The 18,083-nt window shown below is 48.2% G+C and carries 22 protein-coding genes and 2 pseudogenes; 7 read left to right on the top strand and 17 right to left on the bottom strand.

Annotation, left to right across the window (positions count from 1 at the left end; all coding sequences use genetic code 11):
• Positions 1-100 precede the first annotated feature (100 nt).
• Positions 101-931, top strand: coding sequence for a hypothetical protein (locus EKM91_RS10010; protein ID WP_125753579.1), 831 nt, complete (start codon positions 101-103; stop codon positions 929-931).
• Positions 932-960: 29 nt separating this feature from the next.
• Entirely contained in the window at positions 961-1,686 is a 726-nt protein-coding gene (locus EKM91_RS10005) for a hypothetical protein (RefSeq protein WP_125753576.1), read from the top strand.
• 45 nt (positions 1,687-1,731) lie between these two features.
• On the opposite strand, the gene EKM91_RS10000 is transcribed toward EKM91_RS10005, so the two are convergent.
• From EKM91_RS10000 to EKM91_RS09980, 5 genes are all read right to left on the bottom strand, one after another.
• Entirely contained in the window at positions 1,732-2,376 is a 645-nt protein-coding gene (locus tag EKM91_RS10000) for a nitroreductase family protein (protein WP_379896250.1), read from the bottom strand.
• Between the two features lie 234 nt (positions 2,377-2,610).
• A complete protein-coding gene (locus tag EKM91_RS09995) occupies positions 2,611-3,924 on the bottom strand; it encodes a lanthionine synthetase LanC family protein (RefSeq protein ID WP_225419493.1) in 1,314 nt (437 codons plus the stop codon).
• A 2-nt stretch (positions 3,925-3,926) separates the two neighbouring features.
• The gene (locus EKM91_RS09990) at positions 3,927-4,595 is read right to left on the bottom strand and encodes an amino acid ABC transporter permease (RefSeq protein ID WP_125753566.1); all 669 of its coding nucleotides are present in this window, start codon (positions 4,593-4,595) and stop codon (positions 3,927-3,929) included.
• 14 nt (positions 4,596-4,609) lie between these two features.
• Complete coding sequence (locus EKM91_RS09985; protein ID WP_225419492.1) at positions 4,610-5,389, bottom strand: transporter substrate-binding domain-containing protein; 780 nt, start codon at positions 5,387-5,389, stop codon at positions 4,610-4,612.
• A 447-nt stretch (positions 5,390-5,836) separates the two neighbouring features.
• On the bottom strand, positions 5,837-7,297 hold the full coding sequence (locus tag EKM91_RS09980; RefSeq protein ID WP_125753559.1) for an ABC transporter substrate-binding protein/permease: 1,461 nt from the start codon (positions 7,295-7,297) through the stop codon (positions 5,837-5,839).
• Positions 7,298-7,441: 144 nt separating this feature from the next.
• Between EKM91_RS09980 and EKM91_RS09975 the strand changes: the two genes are divergently transcribed.
• The gene (locus EKM91_RS09975) at positions 7,442-8,218 is read left to right on the top strand and encodes a Cof-type HAD-IIB family hydrolase (RefSeq protein WP_125753556.1); all 777 of its coding nucleotides are present in this window, start codon (positions 7,442-7,444) and stop codon (positions 8,216-8,218) included.
• Positions 8,219-8,672: 454 nt separating this feature from the next.
• Here EKM91_RS09975 and EKM91_RS09970 read toward each other — a convergent pair whose 3' ends face one another.
• The 10 genes and pseudogenes from EKM91_RS09970 to EKM91_RS09935 all read right to left on the bottom strand — a co-directional run bounded on the left by EKM91_RS09970 (position 8,673) and on the right by EKM91_RS09935 (position 14,812).
• Positions 8,673-9,917, bottom strand: a complete 1,245-nt coding sequence (locus EKM91_RS09970; RefSeq protein ID WP_125753552.1) for a hypothetical protein — start codon at positions 9,915-9,917, stop codon at positions 8,673-8,675.
• 327 nt (positions 9,918-10,244) lie between these two features.
• On the bottom strand, positions 10,245-10,700 hold the full coding sequence (locus tag EKM91_RS09965; RefSeq protein ID WP_164508534.1) for a tyrosine-type recombinase/integrase: 456 nt from the start codon (positions 10,698-10,700) through the stop codon (positions 10,245-10,247).
• Positions 10,701-11,078: 378 nt separating this feature from the next.
• Complete coding sequence (locus EKM91_RS09960; protein ID WP_125753546.1) at positions 11,079-11,762, bottom strand: hypothetical protein; 684 nt, start codon at positions 11,760-11,762, stop codon at positions 11,079-11,081.
• A gap of 241 nt (positions 11,763-12,003) precedes the next feature.
• Positions 12,004-12,189 (bottom strand): hypothetical protein, encoded by a 186-nt coding sequence (locus tag EKM91_RS13895; protein ID WP_164508533.1) that lies wholly within the window; start codon positions 12,187-12,189, stop codon positions 12,004-12,006.
• 25 nt (positions 12,190-12,214) lie between these two features.
• On the bottom strand, positions 12,215-12,511 hold the full coding sequence (locus EKM91_RS13890) for a hypothetical protein (protein ID WP_164508532.1): 297 nt from the start codon (positions 12,509-12,511) through the stop codon (positions 12,215-12,217).
• A gap of 103 nt (positions 12,512-12,614) precedes the next feature.
• Entirely contained in the window at positions 12,615-12,800 is a 186-nt protein-coding gene (locus EKM91_RS09955) for a hypothetical protein (RefSeq protein ID WP_125753543.1), read from the bottom strand.
• The gene (locus EKM91_RS09950) at positions 12,775-13,788 is read right to left on the bottom strand and encodes a hypothetical protein (RefSeq protein WP_164508531.1); all 1,014 of its coding nucleotides are present in this window, start codon (positions 13,786-13,788) and stop codon (positions 12,775-12,777) included. The genes EKM91_RS09955 and EKM91_RS09950 overlap by 26 nt, the downstream gene beginning before the upstream one ends.
• Before the next feature lie 152 nt (positions 13,789-13,940).
• Positions 13,941-14,039 carry an IS3 family transposase gene (locus EKM91_RS14265; RefSeq protein ID WP_164508530.1) on the bottom strand — a complete coding sequence of 33 codons (99 nt, stop codon included), beginning with the start codon at positions 14,037-14,039 and terminating at the stop codon, positions 13,941-13,943.
• Between the two features lie 43 nt (positions 14,040-14,082).
• Positions 14,083-14,332: pseudogene (locus EKM91_RS14260) on the bottom strand (transposase); the annotation flags it as partial.
• A gap of 261 nt (positions 14,333-14,593) precedes the next feature.
• Positions 14,594-14,812 (bottom strand): hypothetical protein, encoded by a 219-nt coding sequence (locus EKM91_RS09935; protein ID WP_125753530.1) that lies wholly within the window; start codon positions 14,810-14,812, stop codon positions 14,594-14,596.
• A gap of 224 nt (positions 14,813-15,036) precedes the next feature.
• Here EKM91_RS09935 and EKM91_RS09930 point away from each other — a divergent pair, with 224 nt between their 5' ends.
• From EKM91_RS09930 to EKM91_RS09915, 4 genes are all read left to right on the top strand, one after another.
• Positions 15,037-15,261 carry a hypothetical protein gene (locus tag EKM91_RS09930; RefSeq protein WP_125753527.1) on the top strand — a complete coding sequence of 75 codons (225 nt, stop codon included), beginning with the start codon at positions 15,037-15,039 and terminating at the stop codon, positions 15,259-15,261.
• 183 nt (positions 15,262-15,444) lie between these two features.
• Positions 15,445-15,837 carry a hypothetical protein gene (locus EKM91_RS09925; RefSeq protein ID WP_125753523.1) on the top strand — a complete coding sequence of 131 codons (393 nt, stop codon included), beginning with the start codon at positions 15,445-15,447 and terminating at the stop codon, positions 15,835-15,837.
• Between the two features lie 58 nt (positions 15,838-15,895).
• Complete coding sequence (locus tag EKM91_RS14095) at positions 15,896-16,231, top strand: hypothetical protein (protein ID WP_225419491.1); 336 nt, start codon at positions 15,896-15,898, stop codon at positions 16,229-16,231.
• Between the two features lie 483 nt (positions 16,232-16,714).
• The gene (locus EKM91_RS09915; RefSeq protein WP_125753520.1) at positions 16,715-17,131 is read left to right on the top strand and encodes a hypothetical protein; all 417 of its coding nucleotides are present in this window, start codon (positions 16,715-16,717) and stop codon (positions 17,129-17,131) included.
• Positions 17,132-17,223: 92 nt separating this feature from the next.
• On the opposite strand, the pseudogene EKM91_RS09910 reads toward EKM91_RS09915, so the two are convergent.
• Both EKM91_RS09910 and EKM91_RS09905 read right to left on the bottom strand, forming a co-directional pair.
• Positions 17,224-17,667, bottom strand: a pseudogene (locus tag EKM91_RS09910) (transposase); the annotation flags it as partial.
• 113 nt (positions 17,668-17,780) lie between these two features.
• A partial coding sequence (locus tag EKM91_RS09905; RefSeq protein WP_164508528.1) for an IS3 family transposase occupies positions 17,781-18,083 on the bottom strand: 303 nt, incomplete at its 5' end.

Genomic DNA, 18,083 nt, shown 5'->3' with positions numbered 1-18,083 from the left:
TATTTATCATCAAAATTAACAAACCAATTATTGGCATTTATTAATGAAAGCGTTTATAATACGACCACTAGGATACCGTATTTAGATTGGAGGAGTACTCATGCGCGATCGCTTTCAAACCATTCGCTTCGTTGGCGTGGTGGCTGCTGCCAAAAGCCGGCGTGTCCGCTTAAGCGATAATACCTTCACTCAATTGGATCTCTTGTCGCTTGGGGCTTATTATTACTTCGATAGCCATGGCAACCCGCTTGATTGGCCGGCATGGACGCTGTTGGTGGCGCATAATGCCAATTTCTTGAAGCTGCCAGGCAGCGTGAGCATTGGAGATTATTTGAAAGTTACTGGCAAGCTTCAAGCCATCAATCTGGAAACCCGCCGCCAAGATGAACACACCGTGGCCCACATCCTCTCTGCTCAACGCCAGCAAATCGCGTCTCGGTTTGCGCACTGGTTGCACCACCTGCCGCGCACCGCACCGCTGCTCAAAGCAACCCGGCAATACCTGGAAGCCGCGCTTTTAGCCTACACCGCCAAACAGCTTTCCTTAGGCACTTTGATCACGCGCACCCGCCAAGCTTTATTACCGCAGGCTCATTGGCTACTTGACGACTTTCAAGGGCTGCAAAACGACCTGCGCCCACTGATCGCCACGACTCAAGCGCAAATCGACCAGCTGATGACGCCGGCATTTTTGATCACCCACGGCCGACGTTTGGAAGTCAGCCGGGCCTATCACCCAGCCATGGTCGACTGGCATCCCCGCGCAAATGACCCGACTCGCGCTCAAGATGACGCCTATCGCCATGAACAGTTTCAACAGATCGTGGCCAATCAAGCCTTTCGTTCTTTGCATCAAGTGCCATTGGTGCCGCAGTCGTATTTTAAAGGCAAGCGGTTTTGGGATCCGCAAAACCTTGAGCGCTACAGTTAACTCACTAGGCGTTGGAGGGAGGGAGACCCGTGACCACACTTGATTTTGCCATTACCGGCACCTTAATGTCAGCCCAAGCAGAAACTGCCTATGACCTTAATGGCGACACCCATCACTATGACTTCACCGTGATCCAAGTGGCAGGCGTCGCTTCCGCAGATCCGCTGCAGATCGTTTGGCCGCCGCAAGAAAAAGTTGTGCGGCTGTTATTTGATGGCGGCTTGCCGTTTATGGGGATCCATATGGGCGATTCGATCAGACTGGAAGGCGCAGTCGGGGTGATCTATACCACCGCCCAAGCACAAGTCCCGCCGCTGGCCCGCAACTTGCACAACCTGACCCAGCGCATGATCAGCGACGCCAGGCGTTGGAGTATGCGAAAAGCCGGGAGCCAGCGCCGCCGATTCGATCACCTCACTGACTTATTTGCCGCGGAAAAATTACCGTTTCCCGATTGGCTGCAAAAACAAACCCGCTTATTTGCCATGAGCGTGCCGCACAGTTTGACGCACCTGCAAGCGGCTTTGACCGCCAATAACGACCAGCGCATTCGCTTGCGGCAACGCTTTGCCCAACCAGTGATGGTTTTCGTCAAAGACGTTGGTTTGGCATTGCTCAAAGCCGGCCCCTTGCCGCATCCGCCCCTGCCCACCTCCCCGCCAGGCACGGTGGTGCGCTTTGACCCTGACCAATTGCATCAGCTGTTTCTTGATTACGTCGCAGAAGCCAAAGCCTATCACCAAATAGAAAAATAAAAACCGGCTGTCTTGGCGTTTGACCAAGACAGCCGGTTTTGTTCGTTACGCGAATTCGATCACTTGATCAACTGGATAACGCGCGGACTTCATTTCATCCTGGCCGTTTTTGGCTGGCTTGCCGATCGCAATGGCCATCACTGGCACATACCGGTCTGGATCCAACCCAAAGGCCGCCGCGGCTTTAGTGGTATCATAGCCGCCGATCGGGTTGGTTTCATAGCCATGCGCCCGCGCGATCAACATCAGTTGCGTGGCCGCGATCGTACCATCAACTGTCGAATCATTGACTAAGACTTGCTTGGGTGCTTTTTCATACAGCGGCAAGAAAGTCCGCAGCACTTCATCGCGTTTTTCTGCTGTGATCTGACCGTTTTCATACGCCTTGTTCCATAAGTCTCGATAAGACTTGAAAGCTAAGGTGTCCCCAAAGATCTGCACCATCGCACTGCAAGATTCTAATTGTGGCGTATTAAACTTCATGAAGTAAGACCGCAGCTTATCTTTGCCTGCGTCATCATCGACCACCACAAAATGCCAAGCCTGCAAATTGCAAGCTGAAGGCGCCGTGATCGTTTCGGCAATCATTTGTTGCAGCTCAGCCCGCGGGATCTTCACACTGGGATCAAAATCCCGAACTGATTCCCGGTGTAACAAGACGTCGCCAAAATCATTATTGACAAAAGCCATCGTCGTCATCCTTTCTGTTCATTGCTTCACTTACAAGACCAGTATAACCCTTTTATACAATTAGCCAACGGGCAATCGATCAAAATATCAATAATATCATGCTGAACTGCCGCCTTGCTCGATCACGGCACTGAAAAATGCGCAATCGCTCATCGCTATACAAGCACCCGCCTCGACCAACCAAAAAACCGCCAGCCGATGACAGGCAATCATCATCAGCCAACGGCTAAGGGCTTATTCAGCAAAATTGGTGCTGGCCACGTTTTGCGGATAAGGATCATCCACCATCCGCTGGTAATCAAAGTAGCCGGACTCGACTTGATGCAGCTGCAGCAATGATGCACCGATGCCAGCGGCGCCATCATAATACCCCAGGCCAAACGCCAGGTTGTCTGGGCGCTTGCGTTCAAACGCCTGCTGCCACATGATGCCGGCGTCAGTCGCCACCGCGCGTGCCAATAAGCCGTCTGCAGTCACCTTGGCCAGCTCAAGCATCCGCGGATCATGCAGCGCCAAGAATGCTCCAAGATAAAACTGCAACACCCCAGCGGTGCCGCAACAGTAATTTTCAGTTTGCCAATAACCTTCTGAACGCTGCGTCGGCACGCCGAGTTCATCCAGCCCAGCGATCGTCTGGTTAAAGGCGGTTAAGTACGCCGGGTCGCCGGTTTGGCGATAATACTCGTAAAAATACCGCGACGTGCCCACTGGGCCGCCACAATAGCCCACATAACACATGTGATTGTCGTCGGGTAAATAATGCGGCAGCCGGATCGCCTGCTTGCTGAGCGAATGGTTTTGATAGAATTTGTCGACGCCGACGGTGGCTGCCAAAAAGCGCTTTTCGCCGGTGAATTCATAAAGTTTCAACAACGTGTAAGCTACGCCTGCTGGGCCCAGCGGAAAGCCGGTGTTGAACTTGCCCAGCGGCCCGCCGACAAATTTCAAGTCGAAGCCGATATAATAATTGCTGCCATCGGCTTCATGGCGTTGTTGGCTGATCAAGCGATCGCCAAAGCGCACCAGCGCTGCTGGCAAGCCTTTGACATGGTATCTTGGTGCAATTGCTAACAAAAACAACGCCGTGCCGCCATCTGCCACCACGCCGATTTGGCCGCTCCAGTCACCGCTAGGCCGCAGATCGCGCACGATCGCTTCGGCAATGCTTTGAACAGTTTGGTGATACCGCGGTGTTTTGGTTACCGTATACAATTCGTCTAAGACGAAAGCCACGCCAGCATACCCTGTGGTAAACGCATATGGGGTGAAGGCTTTTTGCATCGGGCTGTGGCTTTCCCAGCGGTAACATAAGTAATCGCCGGCAAGTTTGGCTTCAGTGAGATAATCCTCTTGCTCGGTTGCTTGATACAGCGCCAATAAGAACTTCAAGATCCCGGCGCTGCCAGCATATAGCGAAATGTCATCATAATAGCGCCAATCCCCGTTAAACGCGTCGCTTAAGTCCCAGTAGATCCCCTGAGGCGTGGTGACTTGGCGGGCATCGATATAATCAAACACGGCTTGGGCCGCTTGTAAGTATTTCGTCAAAATTATCCCTCCGCATTTTCATAGATCCGGTTGAGCCGTTTTTCAAAGGCACTTTGTAATAGGGTGTAAAAATAAATCACGATCACATACAAGATCCCCACCACCAGATACACGTCAAAGTATTTGAAATTCTCAGAAGCGATCATCTTCCCCGCCCCAAACAACTCGGTGACGCCAATAGAAAACGCCAAGGAGGTTTCTTTCAACAACGCGATGAAGGTACTGCCTGTTGGCGGCACGATCGCCCGCAACGCTTGGGGAATCACGATCTGTCGATACACCAGCGAGCGGCTCAAGCCCAGCGACCGGCCGGCTTCGATCTGTCCTGGATCCACAGACACGATCCCAGAGCGGAAGATCTCTTCTAGATAAGCCGCTTCTTTAAAGGCTAAACACAGCGTGGCGGTGATCCATGCCGGCGTCGTATCGTTGACATGCAGCATTTGCGGGATGCCGTAATAGGCGATGAACAACAACACCAGCGTGGGAAAGCCGCGAAAGATCAAGAGGTAAAACTGCGCAAACCACTTCATCCGCCGGCTGTTATACACGATCGTCAATAACGCCCCAAACACGATCGCCAAGCCCATTGCCACCACCGCCATGGCTAACGTTACCGGTAAATAGGCGACGATTTGGGGAATGATGGATAACGTGTAATGTAGATTCATGTTGTGCCCTCCGCTTATTGCTTGGTAATATCTTCACCAAAATACTTCACCGACAGCTTCTTCAGCGTGCCGTCTTTGGCTAAAGCTTTCAGCGCCTGGTTGTACTTAGTGCGCAGCTTGTCCGCTTTGGCGTCGCCTTTTTTGAATGGGAAGGCGGTTTCGTTGATGCCGATCTTGTCGCTTAAGATGCGCAGCTTTAAGTTTTGCTTCTTGATGGTCGTGCGCAACAGCTGGCGTTGGTTCAACACCCCGGCGACCTTGCCGTTATTGGCATCGGTGAAGACGCCGTTGCGATCATCGTAAGGTTTGACATTGACTTTCGGATCGTATTTTTTCAGCAAGTCGATGTTGCTTGATCCTAAAGTCGCCGATACCGTCTTGCCTTCCAGATCCTTCACCGACTTGGCGCTGGAGCTGGTCGGCACCGCGATTTGACCCGGATCATAAGCGTAATTGTCGGAAAAAGCATAGGTCTTCTTCCGCGCTGGCAGCACCGTGACGGCATTGGCAATGGTATCGACTTTGTTGGAATCAAGGGCGCCAAACAAGCCTGGCACATCGCCGATCACCTTCCAAGTCACCTGGTAGCCCATTTTTTTGGCGATCGCATTGGTCACATCGATATCAAAACCAGCCAGCTTCCCGTTTTTCTTGTAAGAATTTGGGTAAGTTTGTTCCGTCGTCCCCACGACGAGTTTCTTTTGGCTGCTAGCGCTTTGTTGGCCGCACCCGGCTAACACGGTCAGCGCTAAAGCGGCGGTCACGACTAAACTGAGCAATCCTGTTTTCTTCATCATAGTTCTCCTTTATGTTTGGTTTTCCTCGCGATTTCAGGCGGCGGTTTTGCTGGGACAAAAAAAGTCCCTGCATATGTGTTCACATATACAGGGACGATCAGCCGTGGTACCACCCTTATTCGCTGCTTTAAGCAGCCTCATCAATACACTTTGCCACTAAGACAAGGTCATATCTGGAATGATATCGTATTCTGACGTGCGCGCAGCTTTCACCGTTTGCTCGACTCGGAGCTCATCTTCACCTTAGCCTCGACTCCACCTTTGCACTGACGGTGGTCACTGGATAGCCTAATACTAAACTTACTCTTCTCGTCATAGTCGCGTGATATTCACTTGGTCGCTTGATTAGAACTTGGTGATTATACTAACGTTAAGTCAGCAGGATTGCAACCATATATTAATATTTAAGTCATAATAATTTAATCACGGACTAATTTAAACCCATTAAGCATGATGCATCTTCTTTTCAAAATGCCGCAATAACCGCGACAAGCTGAAGGTCATGATGAAGTACAAGACCATGGCAATGGCGATCGGCAAGACCCCAGAATAGGTGTCGGCTTGCACCACGCGCAGCTGATAGATCAAATCAGCGACCCCGATGATCGACACGATCGACGTTTCCTTGATCAAGGAAATAAACTCGTTGCCTAATGCCGGCCAAATCGAGGTGATCGCTTGCGGCAAGACCACATAGCGCATGGTGTCATGCTGGCTGAGCCCCAGCGACCGCGCCGCTTCCGTTTGGCCTTTGGCAATAGATTCGATCCCGCCGCGGAAGACTTCGCTGACATACGCCGCCGAATTCAACCCAACGGCTAAAGTGCCGGCGACCACCGCCGAAATGTTATAAAACATCCCGATCCCGAAATAGATAAACATCACTTGCACCATCAATGGCGTGCCGCGCACGAATTCGACATACGCGGTAAAAATGGCCTTAAAGACTTTAACATGCCCTAAGCGGATCAAGGCGATCAGCGCCCCTAAAAGCATCCCGATGATCACGGCGACTAGTGAGATCCCGACAGTGTAGCCGACCCCTTTGGCAAAATACGGCCAGTAATGCCACATCGACTTAGTGGCGTTGGTCTTGGCGATTTCTTTACCGGCATCTTTGAGATAAACCTTGTTGAACAAGTCTTTTTGCTGCACCTTAGCGATCGACTGGTTCACTGCCAGCCGCAAGCTGTCAGCGCCTTTAGGCAAGGCAATGGCGTTGCCGGCTTCGGCGCTGGACACGGAGAACTTCCCGTCGATCGCCGCCAGCGTCGCGTCGCTTTGCGCATAGGCGATCGCAGACGCCGAATCTTTGACGATGCCGTCGATCTTATGCGCTTTTAACGCCAACACCAGATCCGACGCATTTTCCATCGTGACCAGCTTGGCGCCAGGCATTTGTTGCTTGACCAAGTTGGCCGCGGTGCTGCCTAACACCGCCCCGACGCGTTTGCCGGTAAACGAACGGCGGTTTTTGTAATAGCCGCGTTCCGTTTTGTTCAAGATGATGTATTGCTTGGAAACATAGTAGTTATTGGAGAAATCCACATGCTGTTTACGCGTGGCAGTTGGCGAAAACCCAGACAAGATCATATCGACTTTGCCGGTTTCCAGCGCGACCAGCAGCGAATCAAAGGACATCTTTTTGATCACCAACTTAACGCCTAAGTCTTTGGCGATTTGTTGGCCTAATTCGATATCCATCCCGACGATTTTCTCTTTGCCATTTTCATTAACGGTAAATTCATATGGCGGGTAATTCGGCGAATTCCCCATTACCAAGGTACCCTTGGCCTTGACTTTCGCCAGCGAATCATCGCCAGCCGCGTGCACCGGCGTCGTGCTTACCCCCACCAAACACAGGATCAATGCGATCAATGCGATCAAATGCCACTTCAGTTTCATTTTGCTACCCCTTTAAGAAAATAATGGGTCAAGTATACGTCAAAATGAAATAATATTCAAATTAAATTCAATACATTTTGAGGGAAATTGACGCATCCGCACAACGCCTGCGGTATACTAAAATTCGAAAATGGAGGTTTGCTTATGCAAAACACAACGCGGGGGATCGTTTTCTTTGATCTCGACAGCACCTTATTAAATCATGATTCGCAACTCGCCCCAACGACGCTGACCGCCTTGACCCAACTGCAAGCCAACGGCTATTTGCCGGTGATCAACACCGGCCGCTCTCCAGTTGAAATCACCGCTATTGCCCAACAAGCGCACATCGACACGATTTGCGCCTTGAATGGCAGCTACATTGCCCACGCCGGCCAGCCAGTTTATCAAGCCGCGATCAAAACAGCAACCATCGCAAAGCTGGTGGCACAAACCCAAGCGCTTGGCGATGCCTTGGCGTTTTACACCGGCGATGCGATCATGGCCACGGAAGCCTCGGCGCAAGTTGCGGCGGCTTATCACTTCATCCACACCCCAGTGCCGCCAGCTGCGCCTGATTATTACCGCGATCATCAAGTCGTGATGCTGATCATTTTCACCACCACTAACGACGCCGTGTACCAACGCGCCTACCCGGAGCTCACCTTGTATCGCAACACACCGTATTCCATTGATACTGTCGCCAAGGGCAACTCCAAGCAAACCGGAATGGCTAAGCTGCAAACTGCCTTGGGCCTTACCGGCGTGCCGACTTATGCCTTCGGCGACGGGACCAACGACGTCCCAATGCTGCAAGCCGCCGATCACGCCGTCGCCATGGCTAACGGCATTCCAGCAGCCAAAGCCGCAGCAAAATTCGTCACCGCCGACAACGACCATGATGGGATCGCCATAGGCTTGAAAAAGCTGGGGCTGATCTGAGCGCGAGCACGCCAAAGCGCCGTCACCTATGAGTGAGGTGACGGCGCTTTTGATTAAGGGCGCAGCAAGACCAAGATTCGACGGAACGATCAATTGGTATGCCTCGCTTTATTTATTCCAAGGGATTTGGTCTACCAACTGGACCCGCTCGTTATCTGCACTGAGTGGTGTGCTCAGCGCGGTTCCAAAGGACTCAATTGAGATTGAGTTACTATTTGACGATAAACCATGAGTAACGCCTCCGAAAGGGTTGTCCAAACTACACTTGCAATCACGGATATGCCGTACTCCCTGTACCGCAATTGTAAAACGGTGACGGGTTTCCGCACTGTTACAAGGAACTTGGACAAATTAATCACCAGCCACTAAATAATTATTGACGCACACATGTTTTGTTTTCTCTACATTGTTGATATCTGTTGGAATAGGGACACTGCAAAGTTGATGCTTATGATTAACTAAGTTGCTTGCTTTCCTTGTAAACATTAATCCAACGATAAATTGTTGGACGTGCTGGATTACTGTTTCCAAACGTAATCAGTACGTCTCGAACGATTTCATGCAAATCACTATCACCATCTTTTTCGCGCTTATCAATCATAGCAACAATTCCTAGTCGTATATAGTCTTTTAGCTTAAAGTTTGACTTAGTGTCACCTGTTAATGCTACATACTCGCTGGTAAATTTCTTGATTCTTCCAAGCATCGCGGTCTTTTTGAGCGGACCGACGTTCTTTGTTTTCCCACTACGGACGACTGGACGAACAAGATAGTTACTTTCTGTGAGGGCAGACATTCTAACACCCTTTAACGGGCCAGTTCTTACGACTGTATAATATTCTGTTTGCTGCATAGCCTTAACAAGAATTTGGTCAGCAATAGGATCTAAAGAAATATCTCTTTCAGATTCCCCTGGAATATGAATAACTCGACCCGATACATTAGATGTTTTCAAATCGCTAAGCTCATCGTCGTTTCCAGATGACGTGATGCGAACACCGGACATGGCTAATACAACCGGTAAGGCATCCTGCGCGTTTACCATATTCAAAGCCGCTGCAAGAACGTCGTCTCTATTTGGAGTTTTACGAACAACTTTGCGATCAGCAATGACATTAGCAACATCGATAGCTTTAACGGTTGTTTTGATATCGCTGAACTCCGACATTTTTTCAATCATGTTGCGATACGCCAGAATTCGCGAGACGACCGTGACATTTCCGTCGCCTTGATTCTTTACCGTATTTACAGCTTCAACGACTTGCTCTGGATCGAAGTCGAAAAACGCCACTTGGAAGGTGTCTTCAACTTTTTGTAGAGTCTCAAGAAGTGCGGTATATTGATTGATTGCCAATATCGGTTGCGCGTATTTTTCAACAGCAAGAACCATAGCTGCCTTCTTAAAATTATTCGCCCATTTATACGTATAGTTCTGCATCTTCGTAGATGCACCATCGTCTCCAGAAAATGACACAAGTGCATTCTCATCAAACAGCGGATAGTTTTTTTCGTTCAAGACAGCAACAACCCTTGCTTGCTTAACCTCATCCAATTCATTAAATTCTTTTTCGAAACTATCAATCAATTTTTCTGGCCGTTCTAATCCTACAAACTTTTTAAGTAGCACTTTAGCTTCGTGGATGTGTTTTTCATCTGGAAAGATTTTAACTACTTCACATTTCACCAATTCTAATTTCAAACTAACGTCCCCTTCTGTGATTATTTCCTTTTTGACACTCAACAGCTTAATATAGTCCATTATGTTGGTAAAGTCTTATTGATATTTTCTCATTTTATTCTATTTTCAAGAGACTCTTTCCACAATCCGCTTAGCATTGAATTCACGGATGACGGCAAGTGCGATCTGGGGACGACTCCTTACGATGGCCTCGATGGTTTCAGAACTAATATTGTTGATTGCAGATAAATCAATTCCTTCGGACATAATAAGGGTTCCCTTTTCCTTGTTGAGCCCGCTGGAACGAATATATCGCTGAGTTGTTTCGATACTTTCGTGGTCGGCAAATTATTGACAATCCATGATATTGTGCGTCAGATCGTACAAGCGTGTGACAGCGCCGACCTTTAGCGAGTGAGGCGTTACATTACGACCACTAACCTTGGAGAAATCAGTCATCATATTGGTAAAGGTTCGCTCCGATAGCTCATGAAAGAGAGTATCGTTCTCTTCGCAAGTAAAATACATTTCGCGAAGGCTTTGATAGTAGTTGTCAGCCATAACCTTGACGTTGATCTTGACACCCTTGTCGCGTACATAGGCAGCCTTATTGACATTACCGTTCACGTCTTCAAGGTCTTTGATGTCAGTCCATCGAACCTTAAAAGTCGCCGATACACGAGTCGCAAATTTGAACATGAAGTCTGTAATTCCTGCATACTTCTCACCGGGGTTTTGAATATCGGATCGATTAGATCTACTCATTTCAAAGTCCTTCAACGCCTCGAAATCATTGATTGACATTGGAGACGTATGTCCAACGTCTTTTCCTAATTTCCCTTGTCTAGGACATACTTGACGATATAGTTATAATCTACCTCGTCAAAAACTCTGTTTTTTTCAAGAGCTTCAATGAAGGAGGCAACTGTCATCATATCCGTTTTAATCGTGGAGTCCTTGATGTCCTGATCTCGGAGCGTTTCAATGTACTTTGCTTGAACTGAACTAGGCTTGGATAATGAGTATCTGCGCTTAGATTGTCCCCAGTGATGTCTACTGGGCGCTTATGGAAAAGCATATCGCAGAAGCGCTCAACATTTCCCTTGTAGGTTCGGCGAGTACGATCTGATCGTTGACTATCCAACCATGTTTCGTAAACTGATTCTACTGACTTTTCCATAATTAACTCTCCCCAATCTTGGGCATTTTTTTATTTCTGATATCGAGATAAAACATCTCTTTGCCAAAACGTTCGCGGTAAGCTCGATACAAATTTTGGCTTGATCCACCAAAGATGCTGCGCGCTGTGTCTATCGACGGAGCAAGACGTGGATCGCAGCTTTCGCTATATTCAAGTAAGGTACGAGCTCCAGTAGATTTAATCATGAAATTCATATGATCTAGGATCTCTTCTTTGCTAAGATAGACCCAGTTTCTTCTGGTAACCTTGCTGGGAACACCATATTCTTCGAATGATCGTTCAAGGAGCTGGGAAATGATGTTCGCACCAAAGCGATTACGAAGTGCGCCGGCTCCCGGAACCTTATTAGGGTCTGAACGCTTAGTGTAGTCTACAGAGGAGTAAATCATGTTTTCCCCCATAAACTTAATCACGGAGTTTTTTAGCTCCGAGTCAGACCTTTTCGACCAATCATAGGTCAGGGTCTTTCCGTCTAAATTGAGCTTCTCGAGAACCTGATGCCAATTTAGACCAAGATTCTTACGGATCCAAGGAACTGATGGTTGACCCTTGAGACGTTTATATTCAGTTTGTTTAGGCGAATTAAGTAGATCCAATCTTTCAAGCTCTTTCCGGATTACTTCGAGCATAATTTTTTCATCTTTAGGGTATCTGTCGGGTCTCATTTTTCTGCCTCCTTAGCTGATATAAGTATCATACACGAAGCTTATTTGTTGTCGAGTAAACATTAAAATGCTTTTTAATCTATATGAAATGAATTATTCCGTCATGGTAAAATTTAAATTTTATCATAATTCTGGTACGAACGCCCGGCTTTTCGAACGCTAATTTCTTAGATTAACCTTTACCGCGAGTGTTGACCATTCTACTGAACACCCGAATCGCTTCTGGCGTTCGCAGAACAGATTACATTTCAATCCCTAAATCAAATAGCATTTGAAACCATTTTTCAATGAACTTGTGTGCATCCAAAATTTTATCAGCTTCTTCCTGATCTTCTTCACCAAGTTCAAAAGCGCTCAGATAATCCTGGAGAGATAGCGTCGTCAACTCAACCGGATAGTTATTCAAATTCATTTTGGCGTAGTCCACAGATGTTTTTCAGCATCTTCGAAGCTCACGGAAGTCCGCTTAGTTCAACTTTACTTCGTGTTATGTTGTACGAATTATATGTACTGTCATAAGTTTCTGCACATTTTTGATCTACGAGTTGCTTTAATGCTGCACGGAAGTCGGCCACTAACGCCTCGAAGACGTCCAGACCATCAAGCGTGTTATCGTTGTCGCCCATTATTGTCCTCACCTTGTATCGCAACACGCCATATTCCATTGATACTGTGGCTGAAGTCAACTCCAAATAAACGGGGATGGCCAAGGTGCAGGCCGCCGACAACGACCATGATGGGATCGCCATAGGCTTGAAAAAGCTGGGGCTGATCTGAGCGCGAGCACGCCAAAGCGCCGTCACCTATGAGTGAGGTGACGGCGCTTTTGATTAAGGGCGCAGCAAGTAGCGATTACTTGCCTTTTTTCCCTTTGGCCATAAACGCCAAAGCCAAGGCGACAGCGCCAGTGGCCACTGCGGCGCCTTGTTCCTTCCAAGCATTAAATGCCCGCTGGTGTTCTAAGCAAAACCACGCTTTGGCGTTCACCGTTTGCTTTTGGCACTTAGGCATTTTACAGATCCGAGTTTTCGAGTGCATGCTGATTCCCTCCTGCGATCCGATCGGCAGCGGCATGGTCTGCCAATTCACCGATTTGCGTCGACAATTGTTGCAAAGTTGCCTCGACAGCACCATCTGCGCCTTGATGCGCATTATCGATCAGCCAAGCCAAAGAACGCCCTGAGGCTGTCGGTTGCAGCAGCACTTGATCCACAAAGGCGCGATAGTTCATCAGCGTGGCCAACACCGGCTGTGATTCGCCTAAAGCCGTATAAGCCGTCACGCTAAGCGAAACCCCGCCATCCAAATACCCCAAAGCCCGCCGCAACAGTTGTTCACTGGCTTTAGCTTGACTGGTTTTGACCTTAGGATCCGTAAAGGTCAACGCGTCTTGGCGGCTGCTCAACATCAATTGGGCATTCATTTGCGCCAATTCGGTCACCGCTTGCGTCAATAACGTCTGCCGCAATTGCGGGTCTTGGGCACTGAGTCCGGTGATGATGAGCTGCCGGGCACTATAATAAGCGGCAAACCGATCGTTGTATTGCCCTTGTTCCACCCGTTTTAGCGTCTGGGACACGGTTTGGATCTGCGCGGTGATCGTCGCCAGCTGGTGGGATAAGGCCGCTAATTCTGGCAAATTCCCCAGCTCTTGCACGGCGCGTTTTTCTAGGGTGACAAAACTGCGCGTTTGCCCGCTGGCGGCATCTTTTAACACCGCATACAGCTGCCCATTGTCTTTGCGCATGCCTAATTGCCATTCTCCTGAGCGCAACTTGGCCTTGGCGTAATCAGAAAACTGGGCCACATATTCGTCTGGTGATTGGCTGAGCAGCTGCTGCAGCCAATCGCGCATCGGCACCTGCGCCACCAATCGTTGTTTGAGCGCCTCAAACAACTCAGACTGGGCAACTTGCTGGATCGGCGCCAAGTCATCTGCTGCCAGCTCATAGCGATAAAGACTAGGGTCTAAAACATCAAATGCCGCTGGGTCTTGGGCGGGCAATGTGAATTGATAATCTGTCATCATGATCTCCTCAATATCGATCGGCGAGTCTCTAGTTAGATTATAGCATTTAGGCACCGGCTTTTACTGGGCAGGAGGTGATTGAAAGCCAGCACAAACAGGCGCACCTGACCTGAAGTGCAATAGAAAAGTTAGACAATTTAGAAATTGAATTAAGCAACTATGGCTTGTTCCCGGTATTCAACTGGGGTCAGGCCATTTTTGTTTCTTGAAATTCTGACGTTGTTGAACCAGTCCACGTAATCATTCACCGTTTCCGTAGATCTGAAAGCGTGTTGATCTGATACCGTTTCAGGCACTCACGTTTCATGAGGCTGAAGAAGCTTTCGATAGGCGCGTTGTCATGGCAATTTCCTTTGCGAGACATACTTTGCGTAATGTTCATGTCTTTGAGGCGTTGCTGGTAATCGGCCATTTGATACTGCCAACCCTGATCTGAGTGCAGAAGTGGTTTGATCCCATCCTTGAGATGATGCTCTAATTCGTCAAGTGATGCTTGAATTAAGGCCTTGTTTGGAGAAGCGCTAACGATGGACGCAAGCACTTCACGGCTGGCGCTACCACATCCTGGTGGTCGACAACCACTACCTGAACGAGTACCTCTTCTTCCTGCAGAGCTACCGCCACGGCACCAAGCTCCACTACTCAGATGACCTACTGGAAATGCCGCACAACAAAGCCCAATATGGCCAGGTCATGAAGGACCTCTAGGCGCACACCAACCTCACAATCGAGTACCGCGACACCCACCACCTCGTATATCCCGGCACCGACATCACCTTCGACGCCAGCCACGGGCATGCCTTCAGCACGAGCTATTACCCTGACGAACCTTAAACTCCGCCAGAAGCGCCGCCCGCATATCGCGATACGCCGTGACCTCCGCCAGCTTCCACACATCCATCCGGGCAATGATCTCCTTCCGCTCTGTCAACATTTCAGCCGCAATCACCTTCAGCAGCAACAGCTCAGCCTCGAGTCCGGCCTCCGTGTACCGCTGCGCCGCCACTAAAAATTCTTCCATGTCTTCCCCTCCTCACCCAATTAATACGCCAAGTCGGCTATATTTCCTGCATGAGTTACGATTTTCACCCTATCGCGATATCGCTAATGTCGTGCAATTATATTCTTCAAAAATTTTATTGTCACAGCATATCCAACTCTGGTAATCTACCTTTGAACAATTATCTTTTATCGCTTCAAGGTCTTTCTGTTGACCCAATTCGTAAAAATAAGAGGAGGATATCTATGGCAAAATACAAAGTGATTCTTCATTTTTCAGACGGTGATGTTGAGGATGACAACTATGGTGAATTCTACAGTAGCAAGGCAGAAGCTGAAAGCGCTGGCCAGGAAGGGCTGCATGACACTCAGACCGGCGCAGAAATTTTGAACCTCTCAAACCCTGGCGATAATCCGTACGATCCGCAAGACTTTGACCAGGCATGGTATGAAGTGGTGAAAGTTAAATAGACTATCCGTTAGTTGAATTACCCAGCATGCCGACTTGCTCCAACTAGCATACACGTCACCTTCGAGTCACCATGGCTGTGAAATCTTGACACGCTATATTAATCCTCCCTAAGACTGATTGACGGCACCTAGAGGGAAACGCTAACATTAAGGCAAAATCAGCGATAATTGGAGGACAATGCTATGCAAAAGTGGCCCTATTCAGAGCTCTCACACGCGGCAAAAGAAGCCGGTGGTCCCGAAGCGTTAATCCAAAAAATTAAAGATGCCGCAAACGCCGCTGGATATCGCAACGGGCTTAACATTGGTAAGCAGCAGGGACTTGTAACTGGATCAATGGCCACCCTCGCTGCCGTTTCGTTAGTAGGTGGCGGAGCCTACGCAGTGAAGAAATACCGTGACCATCTTCGTCTTCAACACGACTCAAGCATCAAACAGGCTGTCGATGACGAGAAGTTACGCGAAATGCAGGCTGAAAGTGACGTTGCAGAAGAAAAGTTGAAAACTGCGTTAGCACAGCACGATTCTGTAAATCCCAATGATCCGGATACCCAGCTTCCCTCTGATCCCGTCTAAACTGACATATCCAGCCAAATCTGTAACTAATAAGTACCCATTTTCTGGAGGCCTCTTAATGAAAAAGGAAAAGTTCCCCGATATCGACTGGTGGTGCGACAACTGCCGTGCATACCTAAATGATCAGCCGGGATTTATGGACTCAAAGGGTAGTTGGAAATGCGCAGAGTGTGGCTATACTAGCAGTATTACAGAAGCCGACATCGTCTACGACTCGCCTGCTGAGGAATATTCGGATGCGGACTTTCAGACCTGTACCAACTGCGGACGCTCAATTGCAGATGCCAATCTTACATTACCTTGGGAAGCTGGTAACAACCCGTCTGCCTACGTCAGATGCCCACACTGTGGCTATGATAATATTCTCAGCGGTTTTGGTGAGGATGACGACTAGCTAAGAGATTACTCTCTATCCGCATAACCTGTCCCTACGGACCCACTATGAGGCTCTCTTCTCACCCATCTCCAAAAATATTGAAAAGCGTCAGCGCTCGCGGCCGGAATCAAATCCCTGGCTGCGGGCGCTGTCTGTCTTCTGCTCTGATCACGCATCAATTGAAACATCATAAAGAAAATTACGCACACCGTCCCCAGCCAACAAGCGGAATGTCCTGAGGTCGAAACGGCCGCAATCATCTTGAGCAACAGCAACTCAGCTTAGGGCCCTGCATTCGTACACCGCCGCTTCGCTTCAAAAAATATGCCATCTCTTCACGTACTTATACAATAAATTTACCAAACCATCTGTTTTTACTCTTTCATCTTTCTCTTATGCTAAAATTATTTATGATGGGGGATGTTTTCTCTTCCCAAAATATTCGTAAACACATCTTAGTAGCGTATTGAATACGGCTACTAATACTCTGGAGGAAAAATGATGAAAAAGATTGTACTGGGGGCTTTGCTCTTACTGGGACTGGCAGGATGTGGTGCACAGAACACGGCACCAATTCCACACTATTCAAGCACCAAGGAGCAAGAACTACTATCATCCAAAAAAGATAAGTTGAACGATACACAAAAGAAGCAATTTTGGAAAATCGGCCGTGCTGCGGCAAAGCGGGCTACAAAAGTCGATGGTAATGAGAAAAACTGGAAGTACTTGAAGGACGACACTCTTTATGTAGCGAAAACTGCTAAAAAGCAGCAATACGAAATCGTCTATCAGGTCAAGGCCACTAAGCCTTTTCCAGTAAAAGTTAGCTACGGCATGCTAATCAAATTCAACAAAAACTCGCTAGAGAAACCAAGCTACAAGGTTCAGAGTCTCGATACTAACCTCGTCGATTTCTGATAGTGTTTCCTGGTTTGAAGTGCAATAGAAAAGTTAGACAATTTAGAAATTGAATTAAGCAACTATGGCTTGTTCCCGGTATTCAACTGGGGTCAGGCCATTTTGTTTCTTGAAATTCTGACGTTGTTGAACCAGTCAACGTAATCCTTCACTAACTTGCACAGTTCCTCGAGATTATTGATCTGATATCGATTCAAGCATTCACGCTTCATCAGACCGATAAAACTTTCCATTGGGGCATTATCGTGACAGTTACCTTTGCGAGACATACTTTGGGTAATGTTCATGTCCTTTAAGCGTTGCTGGTAATCTGACATTTGATATTGCCAACCTTGATCGGAATGCATGATGGGCTTGAGTTCATCTTTGAGATGGGTTTGTAATTCATCAAGCGTTGCGCTGATCAAGGCTTTATTTGGCGAAGCACTCACAACAGCAGCGAGAACTTCCCGACTGGCTTCATCCGTAACTGACGAGATATAGCCCCATTCGCCATTGTACAGTCGTACCTGCGTCACATCGGTATGAAATACTGTGAGTGGCTGAGTGCGTCAAACTTCTGTTTCAAGATGTTAGGCGCAACGTGGCCGACATTGCCTTTGTAGGAATGGTATTTGGCTGTATGTTTCGAGTAGATCGCACATTTCAATCACATATAACTCATTAGATGCCTAATGGTTTCCTCGGCGTAATGAAGGCCGTTCTTATCTGCTTCATCATGAATTCGTCGGTAACCATACGTTTCCTTAGAATCATAAAAGCACTTCTTGATGAATACCTTGATCTCGGCATACTTATCAGGTTTCTTATCGCGGTTGAGCCGATCGTAATAAGTCGCTCGTGGTAAGCGGAGAGATTTAAGCAACTCATTGAGATCATATTGCGACCTTAACGAAGTCACGATACCAGCCTTTACTTTCGTAGAGAGTGTTTTTGTGAATTCTTCGTCAGG

Source organism: Lacticaseibacillus baoqingensis (assembly GCF_003946165.1).
GTDB classification, from domain to species: Bacteria; Bacillota; Bacilli; order Lactobacillales; family Lactobacillaceae; genus Lacticaseibacillus; species Lacticaseibacillus baoqingensis.
The sequence above is the reverse complement of the archived record's forward strand: the minus strand, read 5'-3'. Positions and strand labels throughout refer to the sequence as shown.

Coding starts and splice junctions, on each gene's coding strand:
- EKM91_RS10010 (WP_125753579.1), top strand. CDS start 101: ATGCGCGATCGCTTTCAAACCATTCGCTTCGTTGGCGTGGTGGCTGCT.
- EKM91_RS10000 (WP_379896250.1), bottom strand. CDS start 2,376: ATGGCTTTTGTCAATAATGATTTTGGCGACGTCTTGTTACACCGGGAA.
- EKM91_RS09990 (WP_125753566.1), bottom strand. CDS start 4,595: ATGAATCTACATTACACGTTATCCATCATTCCCCAAATCGTCGCCTAT.
- EKM91_RS09985 (WP_225419492.1), bottom strand. CDS start 5,389: ATGAAGAAAACAGGATTGCTCAGTTTAGTCGTGACCGCCGCTTTAGCG.
- EKM91_RS09980 (WP_125753559.1), bottom strand. CDS start 7,297: ATGAAACTGAAGTGGCATTTGATCGCATTGATCGCATTGATCCTGTGT.
- EKM91_RS09975 (WP_125753556.1), top strand. CDS start 7,442: ATGCAAAACACAACGCGGGGGATCGTTTTCTTTGATCTCGACAGCACC.
- EKM91_RS09965 (WP_164508534.1), bottom strand. CDS start 10,700: ATGTCAATCAATGATTTCGAGGCGTTGAAGGACTTTGAAATGAGTAGA.
- EKM91_RS09960 (WP_125753546.1), bottom strand. CDS start 11,762: ATGAGACCCGACAGATACCCTAAAGATGAAAAAATTATGCTCGAAGTA.
- EKM91_RS13890 (WP_164508532.1), bottom strand. CDS start 12,511: ATGGCGATCCCATCATGGTCGTTGTCGGCGGCCTGCACCTTGGCCATC.
- EKM91_RS09955 (WP_125753543.1), bottom strand. CDS start 12,800: ATGCACTCGAAAACTCGGATCTGTAAAATGCCTAAGTGCCAAAAGCAA.
- EKM91_RS09950 (WP_164508531.1), bottom strand. CDS start 13,788: ATGACAGATTATCAATTCACATTGCCCGCCCAAGACCCAGCGGCATTT.
- EKM91_RS09935 (WP_125753530.1), bottom strand. CDS start 14,812: ATGGAAGAATTTTTAGTGGCGGCGCAGCGGTACACGGAGGCCGGACTC.
- EKM91_RS09930 (WP_125753527.1), top strand. CDS start 15,037: ATGGCAAAATACAAAGTGATTCTTCATTTTTCAGACGGTGATGTTGAG.
- EKM91_RS09925 (WP_125753523.1), top strand. CDS start 15,445: ATGCAAAAGTGGCCCTATTCAGAGCTCTCACACGCGGCAAAAGAAGCC.
- EKM91_RS14095 (WP_225419491.1), top strand. CDS start 15,896: ATGAAAAAGGAAAAGTTCCCCGATATCGACTGGTGGTGCGACAACTGC.
- EKM91_RS09915 (WP_125753520.1), top strand. CDS start 16,715: ATGAAAAAGATTGTACTGGGGGCTTTGCTCTTACTGGGACTGGCAGGA.